The sequence below is a fragment of the Taibaiella sp. KBW10 genome (assembly GCF_003852495.1).
Lineage (GTDB): Bacteria > Bacteroidota > Bacteroidia > Chitinophagales > Chitinophagaceae > Edaphocola.
Genome location: NZ_QAJI01000003.1, coordinates 55,509 through 73,017, shown reverse-complemented (window position 1 = coordinate 73,017; position 17,509 = coordinate 55,509). Strand labels below are relative to the sequence as shown.

Sequence of the window (17,509 nt, the reverse complement as noted above, 5' to 3'; positions counted from 1 at the left end):
TATGAATTGAAATTAATAATATGTTAATAAGTTTAATTTGACGCATATTGCTTGTCTGTTCTAGCGAAAAACTTTATTTTATACTCCCGTTTCGTTATATTTATTAGATTTGCCTTTTAATAAAATAATCAATAAATACCTGATATTTATGTCGAGCACTACATTTTACACAAGAGTACAAAGTGAATTGTCTGAAATTCAATCTTCCGGGTTGTTTAAGAAGGAAAGAAAAATAGATTCTGTGCAGGGCGCAGAGATCATGGTGAATGGTAACAAAGTATTGAACTTTTGTGCTAATAACTATTTAGGTCTGTCCTCTCATCCCAAAGTACTGGAAGCAGCGAAAAAAACGATTGACGAACGTGGTTATGGAATGAGCTCTGTACGTTTTATCTGCGGTACACAGGATATACACAAAGAATTAGAACAAAAATTATCGACCTTTTTAGGTACTGAAGATACCATTTTATATGTAGCGTGTTTCGATGCGAATGGCGGGGTTTTTGAACCCTTGTTAGGCGAAGATGATGTCATTATTTCTGATGAGTTAAACCATGCTTCTATTATTGATGGCGTGCGTTTATGTAAAGCGAAAAGAGCCCGTTACAAAAACTGTGATATGGCAGAACTGGAAGCGCAACTGATTGCACATAAAGATGCCCGTACACGTTTTATTGTTACCGATTCTGTATTTTCTATGGATGGTACTTTGGCTCCTTTAGATGCCATTTGCGACCTGGCCGATAAATATGAGGCGATTGTTATGATCGACGAGAGCCACTCTTCCGGATTTATGGGTAAAACCGGCCGTGGGGTGCATGAACTGAAAGGTGTTATGGGTAGGGTAGATATTATTACCGGTACGCTGGGTAAGGCTTTAGGTGGTGCCTCGGGTGGATTTACTTCCGGAAAAAAAGAAGTCATTGAGATGTTGCGCCAACGCAGCCGTCCTTATTTGTTTTCCAATACGGTTGCCCCTTCCGTGGTAGGCGCCTCTATTGCTGTACTGGATATGCTGAGTGAAACGACTGAGCTTCGGGATAAATTAGAAGCAAATACAATGTATTTCCGTGAGAAAATGACGGAAGCCGGTTTTGACATCAAGCCCGGTACGCATCCTATTTGCCCTTTAATGTTGTATGATGCAGTAATGGCGCAGGATTTTGCGGCAAAATTATTAGAAGAAGGTATTTATGTGATAGGGTTCTTCTTCCCCGTAGTACCTAAAGGATTGGCACGCATCAGGGTGCAGATCTCTGCCGGTCATGAACGGCATCATTTGGATACCGCCATTGCGGCCTTTACGAAAGTAGGTAAAGAGTTGGGCGTTATTAAATAAATGTAGCTATATGACTGCGCCGCTATTTGAAGAGAAACAGAAATTTACACAGTGGTGGCTGTATGCGCTATTGCTGCTGCCTCTGGGTGTCATGATTTATAAGATTTTGGTCAACGGTTCTTATAACCTCGTTTCTACATTAATACAGAGCCTTGTTTTGTTGCTGATCGTAGGCTTTATTTTTATGATCAGGCTCGAAACCCGTATTTCAGAAGAAGGGATCAGTGTGCGTCTTTTCCCTTTTATGCCCAAGCCCAAGCAATACGACTGGGATATGCTGCATAAAGTGTATGTGCGGCAATATAGCCCGCTAGCGGAATACGGCGGCTGGGGTTTACGGTATAGTCTTAAAAATGGCCGGGCCTATAATATAAAAGGAGATAAAGGGATACAGCTCGAACTTAAAGATGGCCATAAATTGTTGATCGGTACACAGAAGGAGGAAGCGGTACAGCAAATACTAGCGCTTTTAAATAAAAATTAAATGAAGAAAATAATATTGGCTTTGGCACTTTTGGCTGCGGCACCGCAGGTACAGGCAAAAGGGGGAGATTCGGAATATAAAGTCGTTGTCGTGAAAAATGAGGCAACGGGTAATGTTTGCTATGAGCAGGTTACAATGGTAGAGGGTGTTGCAAAGCAAGAAATGTTTAACCGCGCGAAAAAATGGATTATAGCGAATCTCAAAACCAATGATAATAATATCGCGTTTGATGAAACGGCTTCCAGCATTAGTAATACAGCAACGGTAGTGCTTAAGCCGGCAAGTGGTTTTAATTGGGCTATTACCAGCGGTATGATTAATTTTAAGTTGAATATGCAATTTAAAGAAGGTCGTTATAAATTCGCCTTTGACAATATTGTGGTACAGGTTGCTTACGCAGACGGAATCGTGGAAACCCTGAACTATGACCAGATACAGCGAAATAATAAGCCGGCAAAGCATATTAAAAAAGAAGTAAACGAAAAATTACTGGCGATTGCAATGCAATTAGAAACCGCCATTAAGCAAGGAAATACCGGAAATGATAACTGGTAAAATAATTGGAATACATTAAAAATAAAGAACAAAATGTCTCAAAACGTATATATAATTGATGCCGTACGCACCCCGATTGGGAAATATGGCGGTACTTTAAGCAGCGTGCGCCCGGACGATATGCTGGCCGATGTGATTAAAGCATTAATGGCGCGCAACCCTTCGGTAGATGCAAACGCTATTGAAGATGTGATTGCCGGTGCGGCAAACCAGGCTGGAGAAGATAACCGCAATGTAGCCCGTATGGCAGCATTATTAGCCGGGCTTCCTGTGACTGTGGGTGGTAATACCGTAAACCGTTTATGTGCTTCCGGCCTGCAATCTATAATGGATGCCAGCCGCGCCATACAATGTGGCGATGGGGAAGTGTATATTGCCGGTGGTGTAGAAAGCATGACCCGTGCACCCTTTGTGATTGGTAAAGCCGAAGGTGCTTATGGCCGTAACCAGCAAATGTTTGATACGACCATGGGCTGGCGTTTTGTCAATAAAAAATTATCAGCGCTATACCATCCTTACGCCATGGGCGAGACGGCCGAAAATGTAGCCAAACAATGGAACATTGGCCGTGAAGCACAAGATCAGTTTGCTTATGAAAGCCAGGATAAATACCAAAAGGCACATGAAGCCGGAAAATTTGCCGACGAAATCGTACCGGTAACCATCGATCTGGGTAAAGGCAAAACAGTTGTTTTTGAAAAAGATGAGCATCCGCGCATGTCTCCTGTTGAAAAACTGGCCGAGCTGAAGCCTGCCTTTATTAAGGACGGTACCGTTACTGCCGGGAACAGCAGCGGGATCAACGATGGGGCTGCCGCTTTACTCTTAGCATCTGAGGAAGCCGTAAAGAAATATAACCTGAAGCCCTTAGCAAAAGTGATCGGACGCGCCATTGCCGGAGTAGATCCTGCAATTATGGGTATAGGCCCAGTACCGGCTACAGAAAAGGCTTTACAACGTGCCGGACTGACGATTGAAGATATCGGCCTTGCGGAGATCAACGAAGCATTTGCCTCCCAGTCTTTGGCAGTAGTACGCGATTTGAAAATCAATCCGGAGATTGTCAATGTAAATGGCGGCGCCATTGCCATTGGCCATCCATTGGGTTGTAGCGGAGCCCGTATTACAGCTACTTTATTGCACGAAATGAAACGCAGAAAAGTAAAATATGGTTTAGCGACCATGTGTATCGGTGTCGGTCAGGGATCTGCTATTGTCTACGAATTAGTTGATTAGATTATAACGGGTTTTATCATAACTAAAGCGTGTCTTCCACAATCAGGGAAGACACGCTTTTTTGTATGTTATATTTCATATATGTTCCCTTATATATAATTATCATTCCCTGAGGCGAACATGCTTTATGCCGCGGCATCATAATTTCGCGCACTGAAATATAAATTTATCTATACGTGTAATATGAAAAAGACACCTTTAATGTTCGGCCTTATGCTCTCCGGTCTTGCCGTACAAGCCCAGCAACAAGCTGCACCCGATACGCTGAAACAACAACTTCTTGAAGAGGTGCAGATCTCAGAAGACAAATACAAAATCAATGAAAGCCATACAGTGGGTAAATTAGCATTGAAAGATCTGGAAAACCCACAGGTATATAACACCATCCCCAAAGCAGTACTAAAAGATCAGTTGGTGACCAATCTGAATGATGCCCTTAAAAATGCGACAGGCATTACCCGTTTATGGGAATCGACGGGTCGGGGAGGTGATGGCGCCGAATTTTATAGTATGAGGGGTTTTGCCTTACAGCCCAACCTGGTGAATGGAATGGCCAGTATCAGCAATGGCGGTCTGGACCCGGCAAATGTCGAAAATATAGAAGTAGTTAAAGGCCCCTCGGGTACCCTATACGGCGGTAACCTGATTGCCTACGGGGGATTGATCAATATCATGACGAAAAAGCCTTACGACAGGCTGGGAGGGGAGTTCTCCTACATCGCCGGATCATATGGATTGAACCGTTTTACCGCCGATGTTAATGCTCCTTTGAGTCAGTCCGTGTCAGTAAGGGTCAATACCGCTTATCATTACGAAAATACGTTTCAGGATGCCGGTTTTAACCGCTCCTTCTTTATCGCACCTTCTGTCAAATTCGTCGCTACAGATAAACTCAGTTTTTTCGTGAATACTGAATTTAAAAGCGGGGAGAGTGCCAATGCGCCCATGATTTTCCTGAGTCGTTACAGTCCCCTTTCCTTTTCGGGCATGGATATTTTTGAACAGAACTATAAAAAATCATATACCAGCAATAACCTGACGATTAAAAATCCGTCTTTTGGCTTGCAGGCACAGATGATCTATGCTTTTTCCCAAAACTGGAAAGCGCAGACGATCGTTTCGCGCAGCAATACAAAGACAGACGGTTATTACCAATACCTTTGGGATGCCGCCAACGGAGATGAGTTTACCCGTTTTATGTCTAAGCGCAGCGGAGCCACTAATGCCACCGGTATCCAACAAAACTTCACCGGAGATTTTACCATCGGCAAGCTGCGAAACAGACTGGTTGTGGGTGTAGATTATATCCAAAAGCAAGTACAGAACAATAGCTCGGGGTGGATCGATTATGGTAAAGTTTCTCTGAAAAACCAGATCGATAGCGGTATACTTACGACACAAGCTGTGGACAATGCTTTGCTGCATTCGACCGAAGGAAATGCCATAGCGACCACCAAAATTCTGAGTGCTTACATTTCTGATGTGATCAACTTTAGCCCGAAACTATCGGCCATGCTGAGTTTAAGGGTCGATAATTTTAATGGTAATCCCAGTGGTTATGCGACACAAGAAGTGAAAAACCAGACGACCTTATCGCCGAAATTCGGATTGGTCTACCAACCGGTAAAAGATAAAGTGTCTTTATTCGGGAACTATATGAATGGTTTTGTAAATATTGACCCTGCACAGGTATCCGATATAGATGGCCGCAATCCCCGTATGAAACTGTTTGATCCGGAACATGCCAATCAATTGGAGTTTGGTCTGAAGTCGAACCTGTGGCATAATAAACTGGGGCTTACCGCTAGCTATTATAATATTGAAGTGGGTAATAAAGTGATGACCGATCCTACTAACCCTAACAATTCAATACAGGGTGGTACCGTATCCAGTAAGGGTATCGAAGTCAGTTTAGTAGCCCATCCGGTAGCGGGTCTTAATATTATCTCAGGCTATAGTTATAATGACAGCAAGGTGACGAAAGATGCGCCGGAGGCTGGTTATTTAGGGATGCGCCCGGAAGAAGCCGGCCCGCAAAACCTGTTCAACTTCTGGGCAAATTACAAAATACCCCAAGGTGCGTTGAAAAACTTTACTATAGGCCTGGGCCTGAATGCCGCCAGCGAAAATAAAATCCTGAACAGAGCCAATATCGGAACCTTTACCTTGCCTGGTTACGCCATCTTTAATGCTTCTTTGGCATATACGGCCGAGCAGTATAGCGTCAACCTGAAAGTCGATAACCTCAGTAATGAACATTATTTTTCCGGCTGGTCCACCATTACCCCTCAAAAACTAAGATCCCTTTCCCTGGGGCTGAGCTTTAAATTCTAAACATGTCCCCATTCAAAAAATTAATGAAAAAACTACATTTATGGCTCGGATTATTATCCGGGCTTGTGGTTTTTATCATAGCCCTCACCGGTTGTATTTATGCTTTTCAGCAAGAGATACTGGATGCTACAGAGGGGTATCGCTTCGTGCAAAAAGAAGAAAAAGCATACCTGCGGCCTTCCGAATTAGTGATTATTGCGCAACAGCAATTACCAGGAAAAGAGCTGCATTCCATTAAATATTATAAAGAAAAAAGAGCCGTCGAGGCGGTATTCTATCATTATGAACCTACCTATTACGAGGCCGTTTATATAAATCCTTATTCGGGTAAGGTGCTGGCTGTTGAAGACCTGAACAAGGGCTTTTTCAGGTTTATCCTGAACGGGCACTTTTATTTATGGCTACCGCCCGAAGTGGGGCAGCCCGTAGTCGCCATCTTTACCCTGATCTTCTTTGCCATGATTATTACCGGGCTCATCATCTGGTTTCCTAAAAATAAGCATGCCTTTAAGCAACGCATTTGGTTTCGTTGGAAAAATACCACCAAATGGCGGCGTAAAAATTTCGATCTGCATGGCATCATCGGTTTTTACGCGTCCCTTATCGCCATTATTTTTGTACTTACCGGTTTAGTCTGGGGCTTTCGCTGGTTTGCCTATGCCTACCATAAAGCATGGGGCGGTACCAAAAGCCTGGTTTATGAAGAACCTTTATCCGTAAAAGCGAACCCGGCAAGTCAGAATATACTGGATTTTTTGTACCAGGATATCCGGAACAATACACCGGAAGCAGCTTCTATAGAATTGCATCCCCCGACAAGCGATACGGCGACTATTTCCGTAAATACTAATGTTGCAGTAGGAACCTATTGGCAGACTGATTACCGTTATTACGATCAATACACCGGCAAAGAAAAACCGGTGCACCATCTATACGGGCGCTTTGCAGATGCCGGAGTGGCCGATAAGGTCATGCGGATGAATTATGATATTCATACCGGGGGCATCTGGGGCATTGCAGGTAAAATCTTCGCCTTCCTCATGAGCCTGCTGATCGCAAGTTTACCGGTTACCGGTGTATTGGTCTATATAGGCCGTAAGAAAAAACAGCAACCGAAAAAGAGATAAATATTATTTTCTTTTATAGGAAAACAGAATGGTCTTTTTGGCTATTCTGTTTTTTTATGTTTCTTTTGTCTGATTTTTCGCTCCCTTTCATGATGCACGCGACCAAACCAAAACCCATTCAAAAGATACTTATCCTTCGCTTTTCTTCCATCGGAGATATTGTGCTGACCACACCTGTGTTGCGCTGTCTTAAACGGAAATATCCCGAAGCGGAAATACATTATCTGGTCAAAAAGCAGTTTAAATCAGTCATTGCCGATAATCCTTATATAGATGTCATCCATACGCTGGAGGAGGATTTGCAACAAAATATAGCGGCGCTTAAAGCCCTGAAATTTGATGTCGTCATAGATTTGCATAACAATTTGCGAACCATGCGCGTGAAAAAGGCACTCAAGCTGCGCCAAACCTATACTTTTTCTAAATTAAATACCAGGAAATGGTTGTATACCAACCTGAAATGGAATACTCTGCCGCCAATCAGTATTGTCGCGCGGTATTTTGAAGCCATCAGGCCGCTTGGCGTGATGAATGATGGTCTGGGACTCGATTTTTTTATTCCGGAAGATAAGGAAACCAAAAGGGAAGATATTCCCATGGGGCATTGGATGGGCTATGTGGCTTGTGTGATCGGCGGCTCTTTTGAAACAAAGCAGTTCCCGGTAGCTAAATGGAAAACCCTCGTCGCGGAATGCCCTTACCCGGTTATTTTGCTGGGTGGACCCGACGATGCCGCTATGGCCACCGCAATAGAGGCGACCGATCCGGTGAAAATCTATAATGCCTGTGGCAAGTTCTCGCTTGTAGAATCTGCCGATTTGGTAAAAAAGGCCAGGGTAGTGATCACCAATGACACCGGGCTGATGCATATCGGAGCCGCGTTTCAAAAAAAGATGATTACTCTTTGGGGCAATACGACGCCCTGGCTGGGTATGTTTCCCTATTACGGTGCCAATGACCTGGAGACCACCATAAGCCCTTTATTTACCATTGCAGAGGTTAATAATCTATCTTGCCGCCCTTGTAGCAAGATCGGATACCATGAATGCCCCAAAAAGCATTTCAGGTGTATGAATGATATTAATATAGCACAAATATTGGTCGATTTGGATGCCTTTTGGAAGGCCTAAAAGCAAGAAATTATTAAAAATTAATTTGTTGATATGAAATAATTGTTTAATTTCGCCAAAATTTTTGGAGCATGTTTGCAGTTGTAACAATAGCAGGACAGCAGTTCAGAGTAGCTAAAAACGATGAACTTTATGTACACCGCCTTTCAGGTAATGAAGGGGATAAAGTAGAATTTTCTGATGTCTTGATGACAGGAACCGATAGCACTATTGCAGTAGGTAGCACAGTTAAAGCAGTAATTAAGGCTGAGATTGTGAGTCATGAAAAAGGCGACAAGGTTTTGATTTTTAAGAAAAAACGTCGCAAAGGATATCAAAAATTGAATGGTCACCGTCAATCGTTGACTAAAATTAAGATCCTTGATATCGCTTAATTAAGGATTTTAATCTAATTTGTATTAACATTTAAAAGAAATTAAGCAATGGCACATAAGAAAGGTGAAGGTAGCGTAAAAAATGGTCGCGACTCACATAGTAAGCGTTTAGGCGTTAAGATTTTTGGTGGACAACCTGCCATCTCTGGAAATATCATCATCCGTCAGCGTGGTACACAATTCCACCCTGGTCAAAACGTAGGTTTAGGTAGAGATTTCACAATCTATGCTTTAACTGATGGTATCGTGGAATTCAGAAAAACAAAAAACAAAACTTTGGTATCTGTTAGCGAAGTTGCTGCAGTTGCTGAAGCATAATTTGCTGAAATAATATATTTGCCATATATTTGAACTTTAATATATAAAAGTCGAACTTTTTTATTTCTAACCCACAAAAATTGTAAGTATGGCAACTACTAAAAAAACTGCGAAAGCGGCAGCTCCTAAAAAAGCAGCGGCTCCCAAAAAAGCGGCGGCTCCTAAGAAAGCAGCAGCTCCTAAAAAAGCGGCGGCTCCTAAAAAAGCAGTAGCTAAAAAAGCAGTTGCAGCTCCTAAGAAAGCAGCAGCTCCTAAAAAGGCTGTAGCTAAAAAAGCAGTTGCGGCTCCTAAAAAAGCAGCAGTTCCTAAGAAAGCTGTAGCTAAAAAAGCAGTTGCAGCTCCTAAGAAAGCAGCAGCTCCTAAAAAAGCGGTAGCCAAAAAGGCAGTTGCAGCTCCTAAGAAAGCAGCGGCTCCCAAAAAGGCTGTAGCGAAGAAAGCAGTAGCTCCTAAAAAAGCAACCGCTAAAAAGAAATAATATTAAATGTTACATTTTTGAAATGCTATTCTGCAAAGGATAGCATTTTTTTTGGTTTTTATACGTTATATTGGTGATATGGTGAAAAAGCAATACCTGCTATCTATTGGCATACTCTTATGGAGCTGTTTTCTTTATGTTCCGGCTACTGCACAACACATGTATGGGAGCATATATGACGATGGGCTTACGCTGGACAATGTGGTCCTGACTAATCTAAATTCCGGCAACGGCAGTATTAGTGATGCCAAAGGTTTATACCGCTTGTCTTGCAGGGCTGGTGACTCTATCAGGGTGTCACTTATCGGATACAATGATGTAATCCTCTATGTGCCTACAAGCCTTAAGGGAGATTACTTCCGGAATATAGAATTGAAGCCAATGTCCTATATGCTGGAAAGTGTAGAGGTAAGTGCCTTGACCCCTTATCAGAGAGACTCTATGGCCAGGCGAAACCTGTATGGCCAGCCCTTATCCCGCGAGTGGGTTTCTGGCCCGAAAGCGATCTTTTCTCCAATGACCTATTTTGCACAGAAAGTATCAAAGAAGGCGAAGCAACGCAGGGCATTTCAGCTTAATTACGGAAATTGGGAAAACCAGCAATTTATAGACTCCCGCTATACAAAAGAGTTTGTAGGCACTGTGGTTCCTTTGCAGGGCGATACTTTGGCTTATTTTATGAATGCGTATCCAATAGCGCCGGATTTTGCCCGTGCCGCGACGGATCTTGAATTGAAAATGTGGATTAAATATAATTATCTGGAATGGGTCAAAAAGCCTGAAATTCCCGTGTTTACCTCGCCTAAAAGAAAATAATAAACTACATGAAGAACCTTCTTTTCCTGCTGCTGTTGTGCACCGTTCTTCCCGGTTGGGCACAGACCCAGCTGAAAGGCTATGTGAAAAATATAGAAAAAGACGAAGCGGTTCCTTTAGTATTTATTAAGAATGAACGTACGGGCCAGACCCTTACCGGTGCTCAGAATGGTTATTTTCAGATTGAAGCAGCCCCGAAAGACAAAATTGTATTTTCCCGGTTGGGGATCAAAAAAAAGACAATTATCGTGAGTGAAGCCATGCTACAGGGTACGCAGGGTATTTATGTGGATTTTGCGAGCGATGAACTCGAAGAAGTGGATGTAAGTGGCTTAAGCACCTATCAAAAAGATTCGATGAAACGATATGAGTTGTATAAACCCACCCTAACACGTAAGAAAGATAAGTTGAAGGTTTTTGTTTCTCCGCTTGGTATTGGCTTTAAAAATATTTTCTCCTCCTGGATGCAATATGTAGCCCCGAAAACAAAACGCAAACTGAAATTTAAAAAGACATTTGCCCGATGGGAAGCGGAGAAATATGTTGAATCGGTATACACTACCGCCCTGGTCAATGATATAACCGGTCTTTCCGGTGAGGAACTCGCTGTGTTTATGAATACCTATCCCATGCCGGCTACCTTTGCCCATGAGAGTAGCGATCTGGAGCGCAAATCCTGGATCAAGGCCAATTTTGAAGATTGGAAAGGTAAGGGCAAACCCTTGTTAATAAAGTGAAAAATATGATAAAAGTGCTGTATAACGCCTGAATTATGATATTTTTACACTTCAAGCGATCATTAAGCAATACCGAAAATATTCATACCATACACGACATGCCATATATAAAATCATTATCTGCCCTGGGTTTATGCCTGTTGGTAAGCACCACAGCGCAGCAAGCATTTGCAGGAGATAAAAAAGACGATAAGAAAAAGAAAACGGAAAAGGCGCAGGTCGTAGATACATTGATCACTCCCATTCCAAACAATCGCTGGATGTTTGCCAATAATGTGACGAAAGCCATCCGTGCGATCGATGCAAAAGACGGCTCGGTTGATAAGGTGGTTTTTATGGAGGATCCGATAAAATCAAAAGTGCTTACACAAACTTTTTTAGTAGATGCACCTTTGCTATTGATTAAAATAGAAAACTCAAAAGCGACGCATGCCAATAAAATCCGGTACGAAAGAGCTTTGGCAGACCGCTTAAACTCCTTTAGGAATTATACTGCCGGCGATCCGGATGTAATCTATTACAAAAAACTCATGAAAAATTTTGAGGATTTAATGCAGGCTGATATTGATGGCCGGGTAATGGAATTTGTAAGACAACAACCTAATATTTACAGTTTAGAGAATATAGATGTAGTAGAGAATGGTGTAGAAGCTAAGGCTTATCTGTTTGAAAAAATCGGGGTAGAAAATCCCGAAATGATGATTAAAAAATTAGGGGAATTTGCGAAAGAATCTTATGCCGATCCGATAGTGGCTGCTGCAGCAAAGGTAGTGCCAAGTACGATCATGAGCTATGCAGCGCCTACCTCAAAATATACCAATGTCATTCGTAGAAATCCGGATAAACTGGTACAGACGATTGTAAAGATTGTAGACCAGTCAAAAAAACCATTTAAAGTACTGCCTTTCCTAAATCAGATTAATGACGGAAGCAAGACCATCGCACAGATAGACGAAACGGCCAGAAACGACGATGCTTATTTTAAAAGCCTTGTAGAACTAAAGATATCAGGAAAAGCCTGGTCTGAAGTCGCGATAGATGATGAGATCAGCTATCGTGCATTAAAGTATGTACGCACGGTAAACGAATTGCATGAAAAAGCCGATGCGGTACGGTTTAAATCAGTAGAAGGCTTTGATCCTAATGAGTATTATTTTATGCTTCTGGGCGGTCAGACGAATGAGATTTACACCAGTTCTTATCTGGGTATCTTCAAAAGAATGATCTCCAAAATGGGTACGACTTCGGGTTACGAATTACTGGAGAAAGTGCGCATGTCCCATTTCAGAACCTTTATCAGGATGGCTGCGGGGTATAATACTTTAGGACAGTTCTTGGCGACGATGACCGAGCCGCAGAAAACAACCTTAATGCGCTCTTTTGTAGCTAATCTGGAACATGGCGGCCGTAGAGATCTGGCTGATGCGGTAGACGTGGCCGATGCCTTTGGTAGCCTGACCAATGAAGAGCTGATGACCTTTTTGAAATCGGAAGTAAAGTCCAATTATGAAAGAGTCTACAGTGATAAATCTATTCCGGACGATAACCGGGAAAAAGGTGTCATCGTGTACGGTTTATTGGGAACGATTTTTAATAACTCCGCCGATGCCAATCAATTACAGCAAAGCGTAAGTGAAATTCCTCCGATTAACTATGTCGACTATAATTCTTTGGTTGATAAAGACGGTAAGGTAATACAACAAGTATTCTTTTACGGGGATGAAGATGGTAAGATCTCCTATCAGAGTTTCTTAACTTCTTTCCGCAGTAAAACATGGAAGATCGATGAGTCCAATCCGCAATGGGTGACCATTTCTTCTCTCGTGGGAAAACCAACGGTGATTTATGCCAACCGTCCTTTGCCGGAACCTAAAGATGAAGAAGCACAGAATAAATTATTTGAATACCTGGATGCCAATGAGATTCGTCCTACGGTGGTGATTCACCGTGGTCATAGTTATCACTTGGATGGCTCTTTAAAAAACCTTACTCCTAATGTGAAAATCGTGATGTTGGGTTCTTGTGGCGGTTTCCATAACCTGGCCAGTGTATTGGATAAGTCGCCCGATGCCAATATTATTTCTACCAAACAAGTAGGTTCATACAAAATCAACGAACCCATTATCAGAGAAATGAACGAGCCGATTTTAAAAGGGGAAAATGTAGATTGGGTAGCGATGTGGAAAAACCTGAATACGAACTTTGCGACCAAGCCTGCCGGCGATCGTGATTTGTTCAGCGATTATATTCCACCAAACAAAAACCTGGGTGCGATCTTTATCAAAGCATACCGTAAGATGGAACTTTCTAAAGAAAGTTAAGCCAATACTTATATTATATACCGGTTCTGAAATTCTTTTTCAGAACCTTTTTTGTACCTTTCAATAAAAATTATCATGCCTAAAACTGCAAAAATAAAATTATCCAAAATAGATACGCGTGCCCCTAAAAGCATTTCTAAAGAACAGGCTAAGAAAGAAATGGAAATCCTGTTTGAGGAAATTGATGAATTGCAAAATATGTTATACGCAGAGCATAAACATAGCTTGCTGATCATTATTCAGGGTATGGATGCCAGTGGGAAAGACGGTCTGGTGAGAGATGTATTCAGCCATGTAAATCCCAGTGGGGTAGTGGTGCATTCTTTCAAAGTACCTACAGAGGAAGAGTTATCTCATGATTTTTTATGGAGAATACACAGTAAAGTGCCTGGAAAAGGGATGATCCATGTATTCAATCGCTCGCAGTATGAAGATGTATTGGTGACCCGTGTACATGGCTCCTGCGATGCGAAGCTGGCTGCTAAAAGAATGAAAGCGATTAATGAATTTGAGCAATTATTGGAACAGCATAACAATACTGTGGTGTTGAAATTGTACCTGCACCTTTCTAAAGAAGAACAATTGATCCGTTTGAAAGAACGCATGACCATTCCAAGTAAAATGTGGAAGTATAATGCGAATGATATTGTAGAATCGCAAAGCTGGGATCAGTATATGAAATACTATGAGGAAGTATTTGAACAATGTAATGAAGTACCCTGGCACATTATTCCTGCCGATCAGAACTGGTATAAAAGCCATACGGTAGCAACGCTTATCCATAAAGCCCTGAAAGGTCTTAAGATGCAATATCCGGGTATGAAAAAATAAACATCAAAAAAGGATTTGGGCTTACGCTATCCTCGTATACTGCGCATGCAGGCGTTACCTGTATGCTATTTTATTGATTGACTAGGATTTAATGCACGCCCTTTTCAAGAAGCCCAAAAGAAGCCTTGCGACAACAATGTCGCAAGGCTTCTTTTTTGGTCAAAGCCTAAAAAAGAATATACACATTTGTGTATAAATAGCCTCGGATTCCATAAGCAAAATAGTATTTTTGTAGGTACGTATTATGGCAAAGAAAACAGCAACCGAAACCCCGCTGATGAAGCAACATGGGGAAATTAAAAGCAGATATCCTGATGCTATTTTATTGTTTCGCGTAGGCGATTTTTATGAAACCTTTGGTGAAGATGCGGTGATCGCGTCTAAAATTCTGGGCATTACCCTCACCAAAAGAGCCAATGGTGTAGCGGCTTATATTGAGCTGGCGGGTTTTCCGCACCATGCTTTAGATACCTACCTGCATAAATTAGTTAAGGCAGGATACCGCGTCGCTATTTGTGACCAGCTGGAAGATCCCAAAACCGTAAAAGGTATAGTGAAACGGGGTGTGACCGAATTAGTAACACCGGGTGTCGCCACCAGCGATCGTTTGCTGGATAATAAAACCAATAATTTCCTGGCGGCCGTCTTTATTGATGATAAAGAATGCGGTATTGCCTTTATCGATATTTCTACGGGAGAGTGTTTTGTGGCGCAGGGCAATATGGAATATATGGATAAACTCTTACAAAGTTTCCAGCCCTCGGAAGTACTCGTGTCTAAAGGAAAACAGAAAATATTTAAAGAAGAACTGGATCAGAAATATTACACCTATGCGCTGGAAGACTGGATCTTTCAACATCATTATGCGTATGAATTACTGATCAAACATTTTCAGATACAATCGCTCAAAGGCTTTGGCCTGGAAGATTGGAATGCAGCCATCATCGCTGCCGGAGCGGCTTTTCACTATTTTAAAGATACAGAACATCCGCATTTACAACACCTTACTTCGCTGCAGCAAATCAATGCAGGAGACTTTTTATGGATGGATCGTTTTACCATTCGTAACCTCGAACTCTTACACAGCCCGGCAGAGCATGGCTTTACCTTGTTGAACAGCATTGACGAAACCATTACGCCAATGGGATCAAGGATGCTGAAACGCTGGCTGATCTTTCCATTGGTCGACCTGCCTCAGATTGAGACGAGGCATGATATTGTGCAGACCATTTTTGAGGATGAAGAGTTGAATGCCGGCTTAAGACAGCATTTGAAAGCCATAGGCGATATTGAACGACTGGTCGCCAAAGTACCTTTAAAGAAAATCAATCCCAGAGAAGTCATACAACTGGCGCGCAGCCTGCAACACGCCGATGCGATCAAAGACCTGCCTGTAACTGCCGCCGCACATGCCCTGAACCAAATTCTGGCGGGAATACAAGCGACCACAAGCATACAGGAAGTCATCCATAAATACATCAAAGAAGAGCCCGCAGTAGCAATACATAAAGGAAATGTGATGAACGATGGGATTCATGAGGAACTGGATAACCTGCGCCAGATCGCTTTTCATGGTAAAGAATATCTCGCCAAAATACAGGAAACAGAAAGTGTTAAAACGGGTATTCCTTCTTTAAAGATCGCCTTCAACAATGTATTCGGGTATTATCTTGAAGTGACCAATACCCATAAAGATAAAGTGCCTGCTGAATGGATACGCAAGCAAACATTGGCCAATGCGGAACGATACATTACCCCAGAGTTGAAAGAATATGAAGAGAAGATCCTGGGGGCAGAAGAAAAAATGCTGGCCATAGAGGGGCAACTGTATGAAGTCTTATTAGATCAATTACAATTGTCTTTAAAAGTAATGCAGTCCAATGCCCAATTGATCGCGCAGATCGATTGCCTGCAATCGCTGGCCACCATCGCTAAAAAATGCAAGTATGTGCGACCGGAGATGGCAGCAGATCCGGTATTGGACATTAGGGCGGGGCGGCATCCGGTGATCGAACAACATTTGCCTCCCGGAGAGGAGTATGTCCATAATGATGTTTTGCTGAACAAAGAAGAGCAGCAAATCATTATCCTTACCGGTCCCAATATGAGTGGTAAATCTGCTTTACTGCGCCAAACAGCATTGATTACCCTGATGGCGCATATGGGTAGTTTTGTACCCGCAAGCAAGGCTATCATTGGGCTTACCGATAAGATCTTTACCCGTGTAGGTGCATCTGATAACCTGAGTGGCGGCGAATCTACTTTTATGGTAGAGATGAATGAAACAGCAAGCATCATCAATAATTTAAGTAACCGCAGCCTGGTTTTACTTGATGAGATCGGCAGGGGTACCAGCACTTATGATGGTATTTCCATTGCATGGTCTATTGTTGAGTTTATCCAAAAACACCCGAATAAAGCCAAAACTATTTTTGCAACCCACTATCATGAACTCAATGAACTGGAGCATAAATTTGAGGGCATAAAGAATTACCATATTACCCATAAAGAGACGGCCAATAAAGTGATCTTCTTAAGAAAGCTGGCACCTGGTGGAAGCCGTCATAGCTTTGGGATACAAGTAGCCAAGATGGCCGGCATGCCGGTTGCGTTGACGCACCGAGCGGATGAAATATTGGCCGTTTTGGAAGAAAAAAATAAAGATAACCAGATCGGAAATAAGATGAAGCAAATCCATACGGATACCTTTCAACTCAATATTTTTGATGGTTTGTCGACCGACCTTTCCCGAATCAAAGAAATTCTTTTTCAGACCGATATTAATACCCTTACCCCGGTAGAAGCATTGATGAAACTGAATGAATTGAAAAATGTAATTAAAGTATATCAGGACTAAACAGATGGAATATTACAGCGATACGGTTTTTGAAAACCAACACTACACCGCAAGCCCTTTACCTTTTGGGGAATATGAAGGATGCACTTTTCAGAATTGTGATTTCGGCAAGGCCAATCTGAGTATGTATAAGTTTATCGACTGTACGTTCAGCGGCTGCAATTTAAGTATGGTGCTTACCGGAAAAACAGTGTGGAATAATATCCGTTTTAAAGATTGTAAAATGTTGGGTTTGCATTTCGAATCGGCCAGTCCGATTGGTATGGTGATACAGTTCGATCATTGCGTCTTGAGCCATTCCTCATTTTATCAAACCAAAATACACCAAACCAAGTTTAACACCTGTACCCTGGAAGAAGTAGACTTTACCGGTGCGGATTTAAAGGGGGCCTCTTTTGCCAACTGTGATTTAAGATTGGCTCATTTCGAGCGCACCAATCTGGAAAAGGTTGATTTTAGCAGTGCCTATAATGTGTCTTTAAATCCCACGCTGAGCCAGTTGAAAAATGCGGTCTTCAGCCAGCATAACATAGCCGGTTTATTGGAGGTGTTTAAAATTAAAATTCAATAGAGAT

Annotated in this window: 16 protein-coding genes; all 16 read left to right on the top strand. The window is 42.2% G+C overall.

Annotation, left to right across the window (positions count from 1 at the left end; genetic code table 11):
* Positions 1-148: 148 nt before the first annotated feature.
* The 16 genes from kbl to DBR32_RS04510 all read left to right on the top strand — a co-directional run bounded on the left by kbl (position 149) and on the right by DBR32_RS04510 (position 17,505).
* Entirely contained in the window at positions 149-1,339 is a 1,191-nt protein-coding gene (gene kbl, locus DBR32_RS04585) for a glycine C-acetyltransferase (RefSeq protein ID WP_124635130.1), read from the top strand.
* Between the two features lie 10 nt (positions 1,340-1,349).
* The gene (locus DBR32_RS04580) at positions 1,350-1,823 is read left to right on the top strand and encodes a hypothetical protein (protein WP_124635129.1); all 474 of its coding nucleotides are present in this window, start codon (positions 1,350-1,352) and stop codon (positions 1,821-1,823) included.
* Complete coding sequence (locus DBR32_RS04575) at positions 1,824-2,378, top strand: DUF4468 domain-containing protein (protein ID WP_124635128.1); 555 nt, start codon at positions 1,824-1,826, stop codon at positions 2,376-2,378.
* Between the two features lie 33 nt (positions 2,379-2,411).
* Positions 2,412-3,614: an acetyl-CoA C-acyltransferase gene (locus DBR32_RS04570; RefSeq protein ID WP_124635127.1), complete on the top strand. Its 1,203-nt coding sequence runs from the start codon at positions 2,412-2,414 to the stop codon at positions 3,612-3,614.
* A gap of 183 nt (positions 3,615-3,797) precedes the next feature.
* The gene (locus DBR32_RS04565) at positions 3,798-5,948 is read left to right on the top strand and encodes a TonB-dependent siderophore receptor (protein ID WP_124635126.1); all 2,151 of its coding nucleotides are present in this window, start codon (positions 3,798-3,800) and stop codon (positions 5,946-5,948) included.
* A gap of 23 nt (positions 5,949-5,971) precedes the next feature.
* Positions 5,972-7,075, top strand: a complete 1,104-nt coding sequence (locus DBR32_RS04560) for a PepSY domain-containing protein (protein WP_233559660.1) — start codon at positions 5,972-5,974, stop codon at positions 7,073-7,075.
* Between the two features lie 89 nt (positions 7,076-7,164).
* The gene (locus DBR32_RS04555; RefSeq protein ID WP_233559659.1) at positions 7,165-8,205 is read left to right on the top strand and encodes a glycosyltransferase family 9 protein; all 1,041 of its coding nucleotides are present in this window, start codon (positions 7,165-7,167) and stop codon (positions 8,203-8,205) included.
* 71 nt (positions 8,206-8,276) lie between these two features.
* Entirely contained in the window at positions 8,277-8,579 is a 303-nt protein-coding gene (rplU, locus tag DBR32_RS04550; protein ID WP_124635124.1) for a 50S ribosomal protein L21, read from the top strand.
* Between the two features lie 48 nt (positions 8,580-8,627).
* On the top strand, positions 8,628-8,897 hold the full coding sequence (gene rpmA, locus DBR32_RS04545) for a 50S ribosomal protein L27 (RefSeq protein ID WP_124635123.1): 270 nt from the start codon (positions 8,628-8,630) through the stop codon (positions 8,895-8,897).
* An 88-nt stretch (positions 8,898-8,985) separates the two neighbouring features.
* Positions 8,986-9,372 (top strand): histone, encoded by a 387-nt coding sequence (locus tag DBR32_RS04540; protein ID WP_124635122.1) that lies wholly within the window; start codon positions 8,986-8,988, stop codon positions 9,370-9,372.
* A gap of 78 nt (positions 9,373-9,450) precedes the next feature.
* Positions 9,451-10,188 carry a hypothetical protein gene (locus tag DBR32_RS04535; protein WP_124635121.1) on the top strand — a complete coding sequence of 246 codons (738 nt, stop codon included), beginning with the start codon at positions 9,451-9,453 and terminating at the stop codon, positions 10,186-10,188.
* A gap of 8 nt (positions 10,189-10,196) precedes the next feature.
* Entirely contained in the window at positions 10,197-10,925 is a 729-nt protein-coding gene (locus tag DBR32_RS04530; protein ID WP_124635120.1) for a hypothetical protein, read from the top strand.
* A gap of 35 nt (positions 10,926-10,960) precedes the next feature.
* A complete protein-coding gene (locus tag DBR32_RS04525) occupies positions 10,961-13,246 on the top strand; it encodes a hypothetical protein (protein ID WP_124635119.1) in 2,286 nt (761 codons plus the stop codon).
* A 75-nt stretch (positions 13,247-13,321) separates the two neighbouring features.
* Complete coding sequence (locus tag DBR32_RS04520; protein WP_124635118.1) at positions 13,322-14,077, top strand: PPK2 family polyphosphate kinase; 756 nt, start codon at positions 13,322-13,324, stop codon at positions 14,075-14,077.
* A 244-nt stretch (positions 14,078-14,321) separates the two neighbouring features.
* Positions 14,322-16,934: a DNA mismatch repair protein MutS gene (mutS, locus tag DBR32_RS04515; protein WP_124635117.1), complete on the top strand. Its 2,613-nt coding sequence runs from the start codon at positions 14,322-14,324 to the stop codon at positions 16,932-16,934.
* A 4-nt stretch (positions 16,935-16,938) separates the two neighbouring features.
* Positions 16,939-17,505, top strand: coding sequence for a pentapeptide repeat-containing protein (locus DBR32_RS04510; RefSeq protein ID WP_124635116.1), 567 nt, complete (start codon positions 16,939-16,941; stop codon positions 17,503-17,505).
* Positions 17,506-17,509: the final 4 nt, after the last annotated feature.

Coding starts and splice junctions, on each gene's coding strand:
- kbl (WP_124635130.1), top strand. CDS start 149: ATGTCGAGCACTACATTTTACACAAGAGTACAAAGTGAATTGTCTGAA.
- DBR32_RS04580 (WP_124635129.1), top strand. CDS start 1,350: ATGACTGCGCCGCTATTTGAAGAGAAACAGAAATTTACACAGTGGTGG.
- DBR32_RS04575 (WP_124635128.1), top strand. CDS start 1,824: ATGAAGAAAATAATATTGGCTTTGGCACTTTTGGCTGCGGCACCGCAG.
- DBR32_RS04570 (WP_124635127.1), top strand. CDS start 2,412: ATGTCTCAAAACGTATATATAATTGATGCCGTACGCACCCCGATTGGG.
- DBR32_RS04565 (WP_124635126.1), top strand. CDS start 3,798: ATGAAAAAGACACCTTTAATGTTCGGCCTTATGCTCTCCGGTCTTGCC.
- DBR32_RS04560 (WP_233559660.1), top strand. CDS start 5,972: ATGAAAAAACTACATTTATGGCTCGGATTATTATCCGGGCTTGTGGTT.
- DBR32_RS04555 (WP_233559659.1), top strand. CDS start 7,165: ATGATGCACGCGACCAAACCAAAACCCATTCAAAAGATACTTATCCTT.
- rplU (WP_124635124.1), top strand. CDS start 8,277: ATGTTTGCAGTTGTAACAATAGCAGGACAGCAGTTCAGAGTAGCTAAA.
- rpmA (WP_124635123.1), top strand. CDS start 8,628: ATGGCACATAAGAAAGGTGAAGGTAGCGTAAAAAATGGTCGCGACTCA.
- DBR32_RS04540 (WP_124635122.1), top strand. CDS start 8,986: ATGGCAACTACTAAAAAAACTGCGAAAGCGGCAGCTCCTAAAAAAGCA.
- DBR32_RS04535 (WP_124635121.1), top strand. CDS start 9,451: ATGGTGAAAAAGCAATACCTGCTATCTATTGGCATACTCTTATGGAGC.
- DBR32_RS04530 (WP_124635120.1), top strand. CDS start 10,197: ATGAAGAACCTTCTTTTCCTGCTGCTGTTGTGCACCGTTCTTCCCGGT.
- DBR32_RS04525 (WP_124635119.1), top strand. CDS start 10,961: ATGATATTTTTACACTTCAAGCGATCATTAAGCAATACCGAAAATATT.
- DBR32_RS04520 (WP_124635118.1), top strand. CDS start 13,322: ATGCCTAAAACTGCAAAAATAAAATTATCCAAAATAGATACGCGTGCC.
- mutS (WP_124635117.1), top strand. CDS start 14,322: ATGGCAAAGAAAACAGCAACCGAAACCCCGCTGATGAAGCAACATGGG.
- DBR32_RS04510 (WP_124635116.1), top strand. CDS start 16,939: ATGGAATATTACAGCGATACGGTTTTTGAAAACCAACACTACACCGCA.